At 67.7% G+C, this 15,324-nt stretch carries 17 protein-coding genes; 11 read left to right on the forward strand and 6 right to left on the reverse strand.

Annotation, left to right across the window (positions count from 1 at the left end; genetic code table 11):
• Positions 1 to 3 precede the first annotated feature (3 nt).
• The gene (locus RQP53_RS21495) at positions 4 to 456 is read left to right on the forward strand and encodes a nuclear transport factor 2 family protein (RefSeq protein WP_315652751.1); all 453 of its coding nucleotides are present in this window, start codon (positions 4 to 6) and stop codon (positions 454 to 456) included.
• A 39-nt stretch (positions 457 to 495) separates the two neighbouring features.
• Positions 496 to 822: a divalent-cation tolerance protein CutA gene (gene cutA, locus RQP53_RS21500; RefSeq protein ID WP_315652752.1), complete on the forward strand. Its 327-nt coding sequence runs from the start codon at positions 496 to 498 to the stop codon at positions 820 to 822.
• Positions 823 to 841: 19 nt separating this feature from the next.
• Here the strand turns inward: cutA and RQP53_RS21505 are convergent, their stop codons facing one another.
• Positions 842 to 1,966, reverse strand: a complete 1,125-nt coding sequence (locus tag RQP53_RS21505; protein WP_315652753.1) for a DUF2332 domain-containing protein — start codon at positions 1,964 to 1,966, stop codon at positions 842 to 844.
• Between the two features lie 57 nt (positions 1,967 to 2,023).
• Here RQP53_RS21505 and RQP53_RS21510 point away from each other — a divergent pair, with 57 nt between their 5' ends.
• Complete coding sequence (locus RQP53_RS21510; RefSeq protein ID WP_315652754.1) at positions 2,024 to 2,746, forward strand: Crp/Fnr family transcriptional regulator; 723 nt, start codon at positions 2,024 to 2,026, stop codon at positions 2,744 to 2,746.
• Positions 2,734 to 3,120 carry a VOC family protein gene (locus tag RQP53_RS21515; RefSeq protein ID WP_315652755.1) on the forward strand — a complete coding sequence of 129 codons (387 nt, stop codon included), beginning with the start codon at positions 2,734 to 2,736 and terminating at the stop codon, positions 3,118 to 3,120. The genes RQP53_RS21510 and RQP53_RS21515 overlap by 13 nt, the downstream gene beginning before the upstream one ends.
• Here the strand turns inward: RQP53_RS21515 and RQP53_RS21520 are convergent.
• A complete protein-coding gene (locus tag RQP53_RS21520; RefSeq protein ID WP_315652756.1) occupies positions 3,071 to 3,946 on the reverse strand; it encodes a sterol desaturase family protein in 876 nt (291 codons plus the stop codon). The two genes, RQP53_RS21515 and RQP53_RS21520, sit on opposite strands and share 50 nt — an antisense overlap.
• A 57-nt stretch (positions 3,947 to 4,003) precedes the next feature.
• Between RQP53_RS21520 and RQP53_RS21525 the strand changes: the two genes are divergently transcribed.
• Positions 4,004 to 4,609: a Crp/Fnr family transcriptional regulator gene (locus RQP53_RS21525; RefSeq protein WP_315652757.1), complete on the forward strand. Its 606-nt coding sequence runs from the start codon at positions 4,004 to 4,006 to the stop codon at positions 4,607 to 4,609.
• Here RQP53_RS21525 and RQP53_RS21530 read toward each other — a convergent pair whose 3' ends face one another.
• Complete coding sequence (locus RQP53_RS21530; protein WP_315652758.1) at positions 4,610 to 5,098, reverse strand: glutathione peroxidase; 489 nt, start codon at positions 5,096 to 5,098, stop codon at positions 4,610 to 4,612. It abuts the gene before it with no gap.
• A 41-nt stretch (positions 5,099 to 5,139) separates the two neighbouring features.
• Positions 5,140 to 6,003 carry a DMT family transporter gene (locus tag RQP53_RS21535; RefSeq protein WP_315652759.1) on the reverse strand — a complete coding sequence of 288 codons (864 nt, stop codon included), beginning with the start codon at positions 6,001 to 6,003 and terminating at the stop codon, positions 5,140 to 5,142.
• A gap of 303 nt (positions 6,004 to 6,306) precedes the next feature.
• On the opposite strand from RQP53_RS21535, the gene RQP53_RS21540 reads away from it, so the two are divergent.
• Positions 6,307 to 7,206: a hypothetical protein gene (locus tag RQP53_RS21540; protein ID WP_315652760.1), complete on the forward strand. Its 900-nt coding sequence runs from the start codon at positions 6,307 to 6,309 to the stop codon at positions 7,204 to 7,206.
• A 220-nt stretch (positions 7,207 to 7,426) separates the two neighbouring features.
• Here the strand turns inward: RQP53_RS21540 and lplT are convergent, their stop codons facing one another.
• A complete protein-coding gene (gene lplT / locus RQP53_RS21545; protein WP_315652761.1) occupies positions 7,427 to 8,707 on the reverse strand; it encodes a lysophospholipid transporter LplT in 1,281 nt (426 codons plus the stop codon).
• Between the two features lie 237 nt (positions 8,708 to 8,944).
• Here lplT and alr point away from each other — a divergent pair, with 237 nt between their 5' ends.
• From alr to RQP53_RS21570, 5 genes are all read left to right on the forward strand, one after another.
• Positions 8,945 to 10,060 carry an alanine racemase gene (gene alr / locus RQP53_RS21550; RefSeq protein WP_315652762.1) on the forward strand — a complete coding sequence of 372 codons (1,116 nt, stop codon included), beginning with the start codon at positions 8,945 to 8,947 and terminating at the stop codon, positions 10,058 to 10,060.
• Complete coding sequence (arfB, locus tag RQP53_RS21555) at positions 10,057 to 10,461, forward strand: alternative ribosome rescue aminoacyl-tRNA hydrolase ArfB (RefSeq protein WP_315652763.1); 405 nt, start codon at positions 10,057 to 10,059, stop codon at positions 10,459 to 10,461. Before alr ends, arfB begins: the two co-directional genes overlap by 4 nt.
• Positions 10,462 to 10,619: 158 nt before the next feature.
• The gene (locus RQP53_RS21560; protein ID WP_315652764.1) at positions 10,620 to 10,997 is read left to right on the forward strand and encodes a PspC domain-containing protein; all 378 of its coding nucleotides are present in this window, start codon (positions 10,620 to 10,622) and stop codon (positions 10,995 to 10,997) included.
• A gap of 84 nt (positions 10,998 to 11,081) precedes the next feature.
• Positions 11,082 to 11,414: a PspC domain-containing protein gene (locus tag RQP53_RS21565; RefSeq protein WP_315652765.1), complete on the forward strand. Its 333-nt coding sequence runs from the start codon at positions 11,082 to 11,084 to the stop codon at positions 11,412 to 11,414.
• A 98-nt stretch (positions 11,415 to 11,512) separates the two neighbouring features.
• Entirely contained in the window at positions 11,513 to 13,744 is a 2,232-nt protein-coding gene (locus RQP53_RS21570; protein ID WP_315652766.1) for a sensor histidine kinase, read from the forward strand.
• Here RQP53_RS21570 and RQP53_RS21575 read toward each other — a convergent pair.
• A complete protein-coding gene (locus tag RQP53_RS21575; RefSeq protein WP_315652767.1) occupies positions 13,737 to 15,317 on the reverse strand; it encodes an oleate hydratase in 1,581 nt (526 codons plus the stop codon). The two genes, RQP53_RS21570 and RQP53_RS21575, sit on opposite strands and share 8 nt — an antisense overlap.
• Positions 15,318 to 15,324: the final 7 nt, after the last annotated feature.

A 15,324-nucleotide genomic window follows, 5' to 3' on the forward strand; every position in this document is an offset into this window, starting at 1 on the left:
CCGATGGTCTTGCGCGCACGGCGCTACTGGCTTGCCGGTGGCATGGCATTCCTGTCGGCTGCGGCGATGGCCGGCAGCGAAACGGCTGACATCGAGCAACTGCGACGCCAGTCCGCGGCCTGGGACGAGGCCATCGTCCGCAAGGACCGGGCCGCGATCGAAGCCAATATGGCCGCCGACTTCCGTCAGATCGACGCTGACGCCGATCTCGAAACCAAGGCCAGCTTTGTCGACGGCCTGATGTCGCCCAAGCTCGTCATCGCCCCCTACCAGGTCGAGGATTTTGAGATTCGCCTCTATGGCGACACCGCACTGCTCAGCGGTCGAACACGGATGCAGGGGTCTTACGACGGCAAGCCCTTCAGCACGCACTATCGCTACATCGACGTTTATGTCCGTCGCGAGGGGCGCTGGCAAATCGTCAGCGTGCAGCTGACCCGCGTCAGTCAACGCTGAAGCCCGCCATTTCCTCAAACCCGCACAAAGCTGCTGACGATGCATCCAAGCGACCACCCCCTGCTCGTGATCACCAGCATCACCGGCCTGGACGCCGCCCGGGCACTGGCCCGTGCGATGGTCGAGCAAGGCCTGGCCGCCTGCGCTCAGCTGCAGGCGATCGAGAGCGTCTATGTCTGGCAAGGCAAGCTCTGCCAGGGCGAGGAGCAGCGCATCCTGTTCAAGACCCGCGTCGGCCAGCAGGCGGCGCTGGAGGCTGCGATACGGGCGCTGCACAGCGACGAGCTGCCGGCGCTCTATGTACTGAAGCCGGACGCCATGCTGCCTGAGTTTGCGGACTGGATTGCCAGACAAACCGGCGGTTGAGCCGCCACAGAGCCGTCGATCACAGCAACCACTGCCCCCAGCGCCCGTGCGGATGAGACCAGGCCAGCGCCTCGCTGCGCAGCTGCGCGTCGGCATCGCGCCATTGCAGCGTCCACAGCGTGCCGGTCGACGTACCGCTGAGCTCGCAGGGCGGCGGCTCCTGCACCTCGGGCGGGCGGCTGCCGGCCGCCTCGGCGCTGAGCCAGGCCAGGCCACGCTCGCGCACCAGGCGCGCCACGCGAGTCTGGTGGGCTGCGCGCTCCTCAGGCTGGAAGTAGTACAGCACCCAGGAGTTGAACAGCAGAGGCTGCACGCCGGGTTCCAGCGTGTCCAGCCAGGCCTCCAGCCGGTCCAGGCCCTGTTGCGAGCGCTCCACCGTCCAGCCGCCGTCGCGCACCAGCGCCGCGGCCTGCTTGAGCCGCTCGGCGCGGGCCAGGTCGTGCGGCCAGAGGCAGGCCAGCAGCCAGCGCAGCGCGTCTTCATCGCCAAGATCCACCGGGCTCAGGTCAACACCGCAGCGCTCGACCAGCTGACACTGCGCCTGCTCCGGCAGCCAGCCCTGCCAGCGGCAGGCGATGGTCGGCACACCCTCGGCCGCGGCGGCGCCGCGCATGGCGATGCCGTCGTCGCGCTGGTACTCATAGCGGTAGCGATCCACACCCAGATTCAGCCCGCCGCTGGCGCCGAAATCGAACAGCGACAGCCGCGATCGGCCGGTGCGCTCGGCCACCGCCTGCAGCGCCGGCCAGAGGATGGCGCTGCGGCCGGCCTCGTTGGTCTGCGTCGCGCGGGTCTGCAGATGCTCGATCAAACGGGCTTCGTGCAGGCGGGCAAAGTCCAGCAGCAGCGCCGGCAGCTCGGCATCGGGCAGGCGCGTTCCGCGAACGCTGGGGTAGTAAGACGCGAAGGCATGGCTGCTGCCGGCCAGCACCCGCTCATGCAGCGCGGCCAGCAGCAGATTGGGCTTGGCCTGACGCACCGGCGCATGGCGCATCAGCGCCAGCAGCGAGGGTTCGGCGGCAATGGCGCAGCAGATCGCCACATAGAGCGGATCGTCGATGCACTCATGGGTGGCGAAGTGCAGATAGGCCTGGCGCTGGGTGTCGATCAGCGCTGTGATGTCGGGGCTGTGCAGGTGTTCCATGCTGTCAGCTTAGGCAGGTAGGCGCTCTGCAAATGTCGGATGCCCGACAATTGTGCGATGGCCCGCACTGATCTGCTGATTGCCCTGCAGCGCTGCCTGCATCCGCTGGCGCGCGATACGGCCGAGCGTGAGTGCCTGCTTGGCGGCCTGCCGGCGCTCTGGCCGCGGCTGGCGCCTCAGCTGCGCCTGCAGGTGCTGAGGCCTGGCGCCCTGCTGCTGGCGCAGGGGGTGCCGCCGCAGGCCTTCTACGCGGTGGCCAGCGGCGAGATTGAGGCGCGCTTTACCGCGGCCGATGGCACCGTCTCGGTGATCGAGCGGCTGCGCCCGCCCTCGCTGTTCGGCCTGGCCGCCTTTGCCGCCGGTCAGCCTTCCAGCTATGAGGCGCTGGCGGCCACGCCGGCCGAGGTACTGGCAATCGGTCAGCCGGCCTATGCACTGATGATGGACGAGCTGGCCGGCTTTGCGCGCTGCCTGCTGCGCGAGTTCGCCGGCCGCTTTGACGGCACGCTGCGCCTGCTGGCCGCCTCGCGCCATGCCAGCGCCGCCGAACGGCTGCATCTGGCCTTGCAGCAGCTCGCCGCGCAGCGCGGCAGCCCGGACGAAGCGCCCGGCTGGCGTCGCCTGCCCTGTACCCAGGCCGAGTTGGCGGTGCTGGCCCATGTGTCGCGCCAGACGGTCAATGAATGGCTGCAGCAGCAAGCCCGCGACGGCCGGCTGCGACTGGGCTATCGTTGGCTCTCGATCAATGAGCCCCTGTGGAGCGAACCATGGACCGTGTGACTGGCATTGGCGGCATCTTCTTCAAGGCCCGCGACCCGGCGGCGCTGCGCGAGTGGTACCGGGTGCATCTGGGCGTGCCCGTTGAAGCCTGGGGCGGCGCCGCCTTCCAGTGGCAGACGGAAGCAAGGCCCGAGCCCAAGGGCTGCACGATCTGGAGCGTCGGTGGCGCCGACGCTGATGGCGAGGGCTTCGGCCCGAACCAGGCGCCCTTCATGATCAACTACCGCGTCGCCGACCTGGCCGCCCTGCTCGCCGCGCTGCGCGCCGAGGGCTGCCAGGTGCTGGACAAGACCGACGACTCCGAATACGGCAAGTTCGGTTGGGTCATCGACCCGGAAGGCAACAAGGTCGAGCTGTGGCAGCCGCCGGACTGAGCGTTGCCGCGTCTTCGTCGACGCTCCAGCCCAGCTGCTGCGGCTGCGCGCCGGGCCGGTAGACGAAGCTGCCGAACAGCTGATCCCACAGCGGCACGGCGGTGCCGTAGTTGTGCGCCTCGTCGAGCCGCACGCTGTGATGCCAGCGATGCAGCTCGGCCGTACCGATCAGGTAGTTCAGCCAGCCCAGGCGGCCGCGCACATTGGCGTGCACCGCCAGTGACTGAACCTGCATGAACAGCGCCGCCCACAGCAGCCAGTGCGCCGGCGCCGCCAGCAGCGCCCAGACCAGCGTGCGTGCCAGCTTGTTCCAGAGCAGGTTGACCGGATGCACCAGCACGCTATTGGCGGCGTTCAGCGTCTGCGGTCGGTGATGCAGGCCGTGGAAGCGCCAGCCCAGCGCACTGCGATGGGCCCAGCGATGCAAGGCAAACGGTGCCAGCTCGCCCAGCGCAATCAGCAGCGGCAGGCCCAGCCAGGCCGGCAGCGCCGACCACCAGGCGGCCGGCGCGCGCCCGGCCAGCAACACCAGCAGGCTGGCGTTCAGGGCCAGATCAGCCAGCGCGTCGACCAGTGCATTCAGGCCCAGCGAGCGGGCATCCTCGCGCAGCTCGGCGCGGCTGGGCTGCCAGTCGCGGCGCAGCGGCCGCCAGCGCTCCCAGGCCATCAGCCAGACCAGCGCCGCCAGCGTGGCCAGCGCCAGGCTCAGTCCGGCCGGCCAGGCCGCCTGCTGCGCCCACCAGGCATAGGGTGGCAGGGCCGCCAGCAGCAGCAGATGGGCCCAGTTCGGGCCAAGCTCATCGTTCAGGTTCAGCGTGTTGCTCATGGGGCATGATGCTGGGCCAGAAGCCCACCCGCCGCCTTAACCGCGGTTCAGACCGCCTTGACTGCCCTACCGCCCGAACTGCCGCCCTGCCCCAGCTGCGGCCCGGCCTTTCTGGCCTGGCTGCAGCGTGACGCCGCGCTGGCGCAACGCTGGCAGACCTTGCCGCGGCGGCGACTCGATCGCCAACAAATCTTGCTCGAGCAAGGCCAGCCGCTACACACGCTGTGGTGGGTCGAGCAGGGCTTGCTGCGCGCCAGCTTTGTCGATGCCGAGGGCCGCGAACGCAACCAGGGCTTCTTTCCCGAGCTGCAGTGGCTGGGCCTGCCCGGCGGTCTGCCGGCCAGCCCCTGGCAGCTGCAGGCGTTGGAGCCGAGCCGGCTGGTCGAGCTTGATGCCACCCAGCTGTTGCGCCTGCAGCAGGCTTGGCCGGAGGCTTCCGCGCTGCTGATGCAGGGGCTCAGCCTCGGCCTGGCCCGCCAGACGGCGCGCGAACAGCAGCTGCTGCTACAGGACGCGGCCAGCCGCTACCAGCAATTCCTGGCCGAGCACGCGGCGCTGGCGGCGCGGCTGAGTCTGCGCCAGATCGCCGCCTATCTGGGCATCACCGATGTCGCGTTGTCGCGGATACGGCGGCGCCTGCGACAGCGCGACGGCGCGGCTTGATCAGCCCTTCAGCGCCGTCTCGATATCGCCGCGCAGCTTGGCCGGCTCGTCGTTCGGCGCGTAGCGGGCCAGCACCTGGCCGTCGCGGCCGATCAGGAACTTGGTGAAGTTCCACTTGATGCCCTGGGTACCAAGGATGCCGGGCTTCTGCGCCTTCAACCACTGCCACAGCGGGTGGGCCTCGGCGCCATTGACCTTGACCTTGGCCATCATCGGGAAGCTGACGCCGTAGTTCAGCTGGCAAAACGACGCGATCTCCTCGTTGCTGCCCGGGTCCTGGCCGCCGAACTCATTGCTCGGGAAGCCGACGATGACCAGGCCCTGCGGCCCGTAGTCCTTCCACAGCTGTTCCAGGCCGGCGAACTGCGGCGTGAAGCCACAGGCGCTGGCAGTGTTGACGATCAGCAGCACCTTGCCACGCTGGCTGGCCAGATCGGCCGGCTGGCCGGTGATGGAAACGGCGCTGAAGTCGTAGACGCTCTGGCTCATGGCTGCTCCTCGATTGAACGAGCCGCCATCGTAGCGATGAATCAACCGGCGCGCCGCCGCTCCAGCGCCGCCAGCAGCGCCGCACCGACGATGCAGGCGCCACCGATGGCCGTCTTCAGATCGATGTGGCCGCCGCCCCAGGCGATGGCCGAGAGCGCCGCGGTCGGCACCTCGATCAGCATCACGATGGCCGTCACATTGGCGGGCAGGCGCCCGGCGCCGTATTGCAGCGACAGATTGGACAGAAAGAACAGCAGCGCCATGCCGGCCAGCGGAATCAGCCAGCCGGCATGCGGCAGGCTGGGCCAGGGGGCCAGGTCTTGCCAGGCCATCAGCGCCGCGGCCGTGCCGGCCACCAGCACACCGCCGCTGAACATCGCCAGCGCGCGGCCATGGGCGCTGCGATGAGCCTCGCGGCGCAGCATCACATTGTTCAGCGCAAAGCTGATGCCGCCGATCACGCCCAGCCAGTCGGCCTGGCTGCTCGGCAGCGGCAGGCCGCCGCCCTCCGGCCGCAGCATGGTCGCCGCGCCGCCCAGGGCCAGGGCCATGCGCAGCAGCGCCAGCGGGGTCAGCCGTTCACCGAGGATCAGCCGGGCCAGCAGCACCGCCCACAGCGGCATCAGATAGAACAGCAGCACCACCCGCACCACATCGCCGGTGGCCACGCCCCAGTTGAAGGCGGTGTTGGTGGTGCCGGCGGCCAGCATGATGATCCACAGCGCCGGCGTGGCCAGCAGCTCGCGCCAGGCATCACGGTTGACGATGCAGATGACCAGCCAGGACAGCGCATAAAAGGTCACCGTGGTCCACAGCGGATGCATGCCGGCGGCCTGGAATTGGCGGAACGGCCACCAGGACAGCCCCCAGACCAGGGCGTTGAAGATCAGACCGAGAAAAGGCATGAAGGGGGCCAAGAGACGGGCCGCTCAAGGCGGCGCTGGGGGTGGGGCGCCCAGGGCGGCGCCAGGCGGGCAGCAGCAGGGGCCGCGCCCGGGGTTGGCTGCTTGCAACAGCTTGCCAAAAAGCCCGGGCAAAGCGCGCCGGGCGGCTTGCAAATGCCCTGCAAAAAGGTACGCTGCCGCCCAGCAAACCCCAGGGTTTATAGCACGGTCATTTCCCTGGGGCGGGCAGTCCAATCGTGGCGCGCGGCAGAGTCCGGCGCGCGCCACCATGTTGTCAGCATCACGACTTAGGGAGAGCCTTCCTTGGATCATCTGGCCTGCTTCACCCCCGCGGACTTGCAAAAGAAGCCCCCGCTGGACCTGAACGCCTACCACTGGCGCCTGCTGGCCCAGGGCGATTCCTGGTTCTCCACCGCCGAGGCCAAGCTCAGCGCCCATGCCAATCTGCTGCAGGAGCTGATGTTCAGCAAGCCGACGGCGGCGATCAACTGCGCCGGCCAGAGCGATGCGCTGAGCCATATGGTCGATCTAGAATCGGCCGCCGATTTCGTCAATCTGCTGAGCGCCGACGATGCGCCGGTCTGGGATGGCATCCTGCTCTCGGTCTGCGGCAACGACCTGATCCAGGCCGCCCAGACCCCCGCCCACACCGCCGATGGGCAAGACGTGGCCCTGCATCTGCGCCTGCTGCGCCGCCAGACCGAATGGGGCCCGCCCTCGCAGGGCGTGGCGCGCTATTTCTCCGAACCCGGCTGGCAGACCTATGCCGACTATGTGCGCACCAATCTGCGCCATCTGCTGACGCTGCGCGACCAGGGCCCCTCGGCCGGCAAGCCGGTCTTCATGCATTGCTATGCGGTGCCGATGCCGCGGCCGGCCGGCGCCGTCGACGCCTCGTCCGGCCCTTGGCTGTATCCGGCGCTGAAGGCCTATGCGCTGCCGGCGGCGGACTGGGCGGCGGTCAGCCGGCTGATGGTCTTCCATCTGGCCCAGCTGCTGAAGAGCCTGGCGGCCGACAAGGAGAACTTCCCCGGCCTGCATGTGTTCGACTCGACCACGGTGCCGCTGGCCAATGCGCTGCCGGGCTCCAGCGGCGTCAGCGGCGACTGGCACAACGAGATCCATCTGAACCACAGCGGCTGCTTCAAGATTGGCCGGGCCTGGTCGGAACATGTCGGCGCGGTGCTGAGCAAGCAGAAATAGGCGCTGGGATCATTGAGCGCTGATCAGCCAGAACAAACCACAGAGCCACGGAGACACAGAGGAATACGCGGAGCATTCAAAGCTTTGAGGCTGTCTTCTCTGTGTCTCCGTGGCTCTGTGGTGTGCTTCCATTAGCTTTCGTCCAGTCAACAAGCAAGGCCAAAAAGGCCATGAAAAAAGGCGGCTCGATGAGCCGCCTTTGTTTTTGCCTGATCGGCCTTTAATGCGCGTGGTCGTCGCGGGCAATTTCCAGCAGGCGCTTGACCTCGGCGCTGTGGTGGACACAGTTGTTCTGATGCCAGCGGCGGATCAGCCACATGATGCCGGCCACGGTCAGGCCAAAGATGGTGATGGTGCCAAAAGCAGAGAGGCCGAACTTGGTCAGCGCCGCATAAAAGGCACTCAGGCCCAGCACACAGGCCTGCTCATTGAAGTTCTGCACCGCGATCGAACGGCCAGCGCCCATCAGATTGTGGCCACGATGCTGCAGCAGCGCGTTCATCGGCACGACCAGATAGCCCACCGTTGCGCCTAGCAGCACCAGGAAGGGAATCGCCACATAGAGATTGGTGACGAAGTTCAGTCCCAGCATCAACACGCCCATGCCGATGCCCATGGGGATCAGATTGGTCGCCTTGTCGAGCTTCATCGTCGCCGAGGCCAGCACCGCGCTGACCGCCGTGCCGATGACGACCACCCCGGCCAGCGACGAGGCCTGCGTCGTGCCATAGCCCAGTGCCGCAGCGGCCCAGGGGAAGACGATCACGCGCATATTGCCGGACACGCCCCAGACCAGCGTCGTCGAAGCCAGCGAGATCTGGCCCAGCTTGTCGCTCCACAGCCGTGCGTTGCACTGGCTGAAGTCACGCACCAGGCTGAGCAGATTGCGGTTCATCGGCTGCAGCGGCGCCTCGGTACGCGGAATGCCCAGATTGAACAGCGCGGCAATCGCGTAGAGCACGATCATCGAAGCAATCGCCGCCTCGGGCGCGGTATCGATGCCGGTGTTGATGAAGGGCAGCTCAAAGCCCAGCAGGATGGACGACAGCCGATGGCCGACCAACTGGCCGCCGAGCAACACACCGAGGATGATGGAACCGACGGTCAGGCCCTCGATCCAGCCATTGGCCTTGACCAACTGCGAGGGCGGCAAGAGCTCGGTCAGGATGCCGTACTTGGCCGGCGAGTAGGCGGCGGCACCCAGGCCGACGATGGCATAGGCGGCCAGCGTGTAGTCGCTGAACAGCATCATCAGGCAGCCAATCACCTTGATGCTGTTGGAGTAGAACATCACCTTGCCCTTGGGCGCGGCATCGGCGAAGGCGCCGACCAGCGGTGCCAAGAGCACATAAAAGAGTGCAAACATCGCCGCCAAGGCCGGCACCTGCCAGCTTGGCGCATTGGTGGACTTCAGCAGTTCGATCGCGCCGACCAACAGCGCGTTATCAGCCAGCGAGCTGAAGAACTGCGCGGCCATGATGGTGTAAAAGCCTTTTTTCATGAACCCAAGCGTGAACTGCCGACCTGCGTAAGAGAGCGAAACCAAGGACTGGAACGAATAGCCGTGCCCCCGGATTCGCTTCACGAAAGTTCACAAGCGGGCCATGCTGCGCCGGGTTTATAGCATGCGCCCCCCTACAAAGACTGACTTCACAGACCGGCCCGGCTGTGCTTGGCCGCGCGCTGAAGCCAGATTTCCAAGGGCAAACCCGCAGTCAGTGATGCCACAATCCGGACCATGCCACGCCCGATAGAAGCCCTCATCCACCAAGCCGCCCTCGCCCACAACCTGGCCCGCGCCCGCGCGCTGGCTCCGGACGCGCAGGTCTGGGCCGTCGTCAAGGCCAATGCCTACGGGCACGGCATCGAAAACGTCTTCGAGGCCTTCCGCGCCGCCGATGGCTTTGCCCTGCTCGACCTGGACGAGGCTCAGCGCCTGCGCCAGCTTGGCTGGCGCGGCCCCATCCTGCTGCTGGAAGGTTGCTTCGAGGCGCGCGACCTGGAACTGTGCTCGCGGCTCAAACTCTGGCATGCGGTGCACTGCGAGCAGCAGATCGACTGGCTGGCCATGCACAAGACGCACGAGCCGCACCGCGTCTTCCTGAAGATGAACAGCGGCATGAACCGCCTGGGTTTCATGCCGCAGGCCTTCCGCGCCGCCTGGACGCGGCTCAACGCCCTGCCCCAGGTCGATGAGATTTCGCTGATGACGCACTTCTCTGATGCCGACGCGAAGCGCTTCGGCCAGGACGGCATCGCCCATCAGGTGGCCGCCTTCCAGGCCGCCACGGCGGATCTGCCAGGTGAGCGCTCGCTCTCCAACAGTGCCGCGACGCTGCGTTACAACCAGCGCAGCGAGGTGCGGGCCGACTGGGTACGCGCCGGCATCATGAGCTACGGCGGCGTGCCCGACTTCCCCGAGCACGACCAGGGCCACTGGGACCTCAAGCCGGGCATGACGCTGCGCTCCGAGATCATCGGCATCCAGCAGCTGCAACCGGGCGACACGGTCGGCTACGGCAGCGGCTTCACCGCCGACCGGGCCATGCGCATCGGCACCGTCGCCTGCGGCTATGCCGATGGCTACCCGCGCCACTGCCCGACCGGCACACCGGTGCTGGTCGAGGGCCAGCGCACGCGCACGATCGGCCGGGTCTCGATGGACATGCTGGCGGTCGACCTCAGCGAGCTGCCTCAGGCCGCTCTGGGCAGCGAGGTGACGCTGTGGGGCCAGGGCCCCAAGGGTCAGGTCTTGCCGATCGACGAGGTGGCGCGCGCCGCCGGCACGATTGGCTATGAGCTGATGTGCGCCATCACCCGGCGGGTGCCGGTGACCGTCGAGCCGCTGACGTGAACCTGGACTGGTCGCCGGCCGACTGGGAGCTGGACTTCAGCTTCATCCGCGCCAGCGGCCCCGGCGGCCAGAACGTCAACAAGGTGTCCAGCGCCGTCCATCTGCGCTTTGACATCCGCCGCTCGACGCTGCCGGCCCTGATCAAGGAGCGGCTGCTGGCCTTGTCGGACCAGCGCATCAGCGGCGAGGGCGTGATCGTCATCAAGGCGCAGGACTCGCGCAGCCAGGAACAGAACCGCGCCGAGGCGGTGGCCCGGCTGATCGAGCTGGTGCAAGGCGTTGCCCACACCCCCAAACCGCGCCGCGCCACGCGCCCGACCTGGGGTTCCAAGCAGCGCCGGTTGGAAGGCAAGGCGCTGCGCGCCGGCGTCAAGGCGGGCCGCGGCCGCGTCTTGCCGTGACAACTGCCCTGATCATTGCCCTGTTCACGCCCCATTCGGCGCCGGCATGTGCAGGCCAGCCCGGCGCCCCTGCAGTTCATCGGCTGGGCCTTGGTGCCTGCGACATGCGGCCTTAACTTGGCGACATGGCAGCACGCCATGTCACAGGAGAAGCCCATATGTCCCTCAGCAATGAACTCGAACGCCTGGCCGCCCTGCATGCCCGCGGTCAGCTGAGCGACGAAGAATTCAGCCGTGCCAAGGCCCGGCTGCTGGATGATGAGGCACAGCGCGGCGACTCAAGCGCCAGCAGCGACGCTGGCTATGGCATCGGCGGCAGCCTCAATGCCCTGCAGCGCAGCCGCGACGACCGCTGGCTGGGCGGCGTTTGCGGCGGGCTGGCGCAGATCAGCGGCCTGGCCTCCTGGATCTGGCGCCTGCTCTTCATCATCGGCCTGTCTTGCGGCGGTGCCAGCGTGTTGGTCTATCTGCTGCTCTGGGTGGTGCTGCCTGAACAGCGCGAACCGGCCCCGCAGCACCCGCAACTGCGCTACTGAGTGCTTGACCCCGCGCAAGCCCCAGGCCCGCTGCCGGCGGCAAGCTGAGACACTGAATCACCAAGCGACGAGGAGGATCACGCCATGAGCATCGCCGACGACCTGCAGCAACTGGCCGATATGCACCAGCGCGGCCAGCTCAGCGATGAGGAATACGCCCGCGCCAAGGCCCGGGTGCTGGCCGGCGCTTCGGCCGCCGGCGCCGGAGCCGGTAGCGGCCCGGCAGCGATGGACGGCATCAACAGCCTGCGCCGCAGCCGCGACGATCGCTGGATTGGTGGCGTGTGCGGCGGCATCGGCCGCTTGACCGGCATCGACGCCTGGATCTGGCGCATGCTGTTCACCTTCACAGCCGTCTGTGCCGGCACCGGCATGCTGGCCTATCTGCTGTTGTGGATTTTCGTCCCCGAGGAGTGAGCCCCGGCGCCGGCTCACAGCGGGCCGCCGTTCACGGTTAGCATGCCGAGCCAAAGGCCGCGACTTCAGCGGCCCGGTCCAACGCTTCGGCAGGCTCCATGGTCCGCTTGTCCCATGCTTTTCGCCAACAGCCGCTGGCCCGCCAGCTGGTGCTGCAGCTCAGCGCGCTGGTCGCGCTGATGCTGTGTTCGCTGGCCGGCATCGCCTATGTGCTGCTGAACCGGCTGGCCGAGCAAAGCATTCCACCGGTGGTGCGGCGCACGATCAGCGTGCAGGCCCGCCAGCAGGGCCAGACCTTCCAGCTGGCCGAGGCCAGCGCGCGGCGCCTGAGCGCCGAATGGCTGCAACGAATCGACGCGCCCAGCGACGCGCAGGTGCAGGCCCGCTTCGACGCGCTGTTCGAGCGCCAGGCCGATGGCGTCTGGCGCGTCAGGCCGCGATGGCTGGACCCCGAGCGCCGACCCACCTTCTACCTGCAGCATGGCCAGCAGGGGCCCGATGCCTCGGTGCGCCGCCGTGCCGTGGCCAGCTACGAGCTGCTCAGCGAGCAGGGGCCGGCGCTGGTGCCGCCCTTCTTCTCCGTCTACACCGACTTTGTCGAAAAAGGCCTGATGGTCTATTCGCGCGGCATCGACTGGGGCCGTGGCGCCACGCCCGCCACCGACAACTTCAACTACCCGACGATGACCGGCTCCGACCCGGCGCGCAACCCGGGCCGGCGCCTGTTCTGGACGCCGGTCTACTTCGACGGCGAGGCCCGCGCCTGGATGGTGTCGGTGATACAGCCGCTGGACTGGCAGGGCCGCTGGGTTGGCACCGTGGGCCACGACATCACCATCGACGCCTTGCTCAAGCAGATTGCCGAGGCCGAGTCGCCGCTGGATTCGCTGAGCATGATCGTCAGCCGCGACGGCCAGCTGATCGCCCATCCGCAGCTGCGCGCGCAGATCGAGGCCGCTCAGGGGCAGCTGGCGCTGTCGGCACTCAAGCAACCGATGCTCGACAGCGTCTATGCGCTGCTGCGCCAACAGGCCGGTGACGAGGGGGTGGCGCGCACCGCCGATGGCCGCTATCTGGTGGGCTGGGCGCGCATCGGCGGGCCGGGCTGGTGGTCGGTGCGCGTCGTGCCGCAGGCCCGCATCGACGAGTTGCTGCAACGCACGATTGCCTGGATGTTGCTGATCGGCGTTGTGGGCCTGCTGCTGGCGGTGGCGCTCTTGCACCGTGTCGTCCGCCATCGGCTGCAACGGCCGCTGGAAGCGATCACCGGCTCGATCGAGGCGCTGGCCAGCCGCCTCCATCGCGGCGAAGAAGCGCAGCCGCTGCCGCCGCAGGCCTCGGGTGATCTGCAGCGTCTGAACTGCGCCTTCGACACCATGGCCGCCGAGCTGGTGGTTCATCGCCGCCAGGAACAGGCGGCGCAGACGGCGCTGCAAAGCGAAGTCGAGGAACGCCGCCAGGCCGAGGAGGCGGTGCGCCTGCTCAATCTGTCGCTGGAGGCCCGCGTGCGCGAACGCGGCGAAGCCTTGCAGCAGGCGCAGCACGAGCTGGTGCAGCGCGAGACCCTGGCCAGCCTGGGCGCGCTGGTGGCCGGCGTCTCGCATGAGCTGAACACGCCGATCGGCAATGCGCTGATTGCCTCCGACACCGCCACCGAGGCCCTGCGCGCGGCACGGGCCCACATCGCCAGCGGGACGGTCAGGCGCGGCGAGCTGCTGCGCCAGCTGCAACATGCCGAGGACAGCATGGCGCTGGCGCTGGGCAATCTGCGGCGCAGCGCCGGCCTGGTCGAGGACTTCAAGCAGGTCGCCATCGACCGCGCCAGCCTGCAGCGCCGGCCCTTCGGCCTGCGCCGTGTTTGTGAGGAAGTGGTGCATCTGCTGCACCACAGCCTGAAGGCGCAAGAGCACGAGGTGCGCATCCAGATCAGCGACAGCCTGAGCCTGGACAGCTATCCCGGCGCCTTTGGCCAGGTGCTGACCAATCTGGTCCAGAACGCCGTCGTGCACGGCTTCGAAGGGCGCACGGGCGGGCTGATCACCATCGCGCTGCAGTCTGCCGAAGCCGAGCAGATCGTGCTGAGCATCAGCGATGACGGCTGCGGCATTCCGCCCGAACACCTCGATCAGGTCTTCAAGCCCTTCTTCACCACCCGGCTGGGCAAGGGCGGCAGCGGCCTGGGCCTGCACCTGGTCTACAACATCGTGCACAACGTGCTGGGCGGCCGCATCGAGCTGCGCAGCACGCCCGGCCAAGGCACCTGCTTCACCCTGCAGCTGCCGCGCGTGGCGCCGGCCGAGCCCTCGACCGACGCCGAGTCGCTCAGCTGAGCAGCGTCTTCAGCGCCTCGGCCAATTCCGCCGTGCTGGCCTTGTAGACCGGCCTGGGCTGCTTGTTCAGGCCCAGCAGCTGATAGACCGCCGTCTGCGCGGCCCGCACCGAGTACTCGACGGTGAACACGACATCGTCGGCCTGCTCGCAGAACTGGCTGACGAAGGCGAAGTTCGTCGACCCGGTCGGCACCACGGCCGGCCGGTCGCTGTGATCGCGCAGCAGGAACTCGGCGGTGATATAGGGCAGCTTGACCGGCACGCAGCGGCAGTGCTGCATCAGCTCGGCTTCATGGGCACGCAGGCGCAGATGGCCAAGCAGCTCCTGCAGGATTTCGGCGCCGCTGCACTCGCTCATGGGCTTGGCGACGAAGTTGCCCGGCCGGTCGGGGAACAGCGCATAGCCCCAGAACACCTGCACCTCGGCCGGCTGATTGGCGAAATGCGGCTGCTTGGCAACGACGATGCTCATCAGCCAGTTCGAATCGGCAAAGGTCATCAGCGCGCCGGTGCCGGGCGGGTTGCCGCTGAAGTCCTCGATCAGTTTCAGCAGCAACGGCGAGCGGCAGGTGACGGTGAAGCTCTCCCAGAACGACTCGTCGACATGGTCGGCAAAGGCGCTGGGGTTGCCGAAGTCGCGTCGGTTGCGGGCAATCTTCTCCCACAGCGCCCATTCCGGCGTCTTGGCGCTGCGCAGCGGCGGCGCCTGCTCATGGCTGCCGATGCTGGCGGCGGCCGTCATCGAACCATTGGTCATGAAGACGAGATCGCCCTCACCCAGCACCACGGTGCGCGGCCCGCTGGCCTCGATCAGATAGAGCCGCTCGGCCGTGATCTCACGCGCGGCGCCGGGGCGCTGCGGCTTGAAGGCGATGTCTTCAACCACGGTGCTGCCATGGAACTGCACGCCCTGGCCGCGCAGCCAGGTCTCGATCGGCAGGATCACCGAGTCGTACTGATTCAGCGGCGAGCGGTCAACGCCGGCCAGCGTGTGGATGCGCGGAAACTCATGGACAAAGCGATGCAGATAACGCTTGAACTCCACGGCGCTGTGCCAGGGTTGGAAGGCAAACATCGTGCACCACATCAGCCAGAAATTGCTGCTGAAGAACGCCGGCGCGAAACACTCGTCGATGCGCTTCTTGCCCAGCGAGGCCTCGCTCTGGCCGGCAATGTGCAGCAGGTCGATGCGGTCGCGGGCGCTGAAGCCCATGCGATCGACGTCGGTGACGATCGCGCCGCCGCGCACCAGCCGGGCCCGGGCCTCGGTCTTGTTCAGCTCATTGAAATCCTGGAACTCCTGCAGCACCGTGCGCGAGGGATCGGTGAGCGAGGGAATGAAGCCGAGCAGCTCGTAGGTGCAGCCATAAGAGAAATTGAACATGCGGCCGCCACGGACGATATAGCCCTCGTCGGCATTGCCACTGCCATCCATGGCGCCGCCGTTGATGGCAGCGGCCTCAAGCACATGGATATCGCTGCCGCGCCAGCCGCCATCGCGGATCAGATGCGCCGCGCTGGCCAAGGCGCCAATGCCGCCGCCGATCAAATAGGCCTGTCTGCCTTGAGTCATTTACTGC

This window comes from Roseateles aquae (genome assembly GCF_032337115.1).
In the GTDB taxonomy this organism is placed as follows: Bacteria; Pseudomonadota; Gammaproteobacteria; order Burkholderiales; family Burkholderiaceae_C; genus Roseateles_C; species Roseateles_C aquae.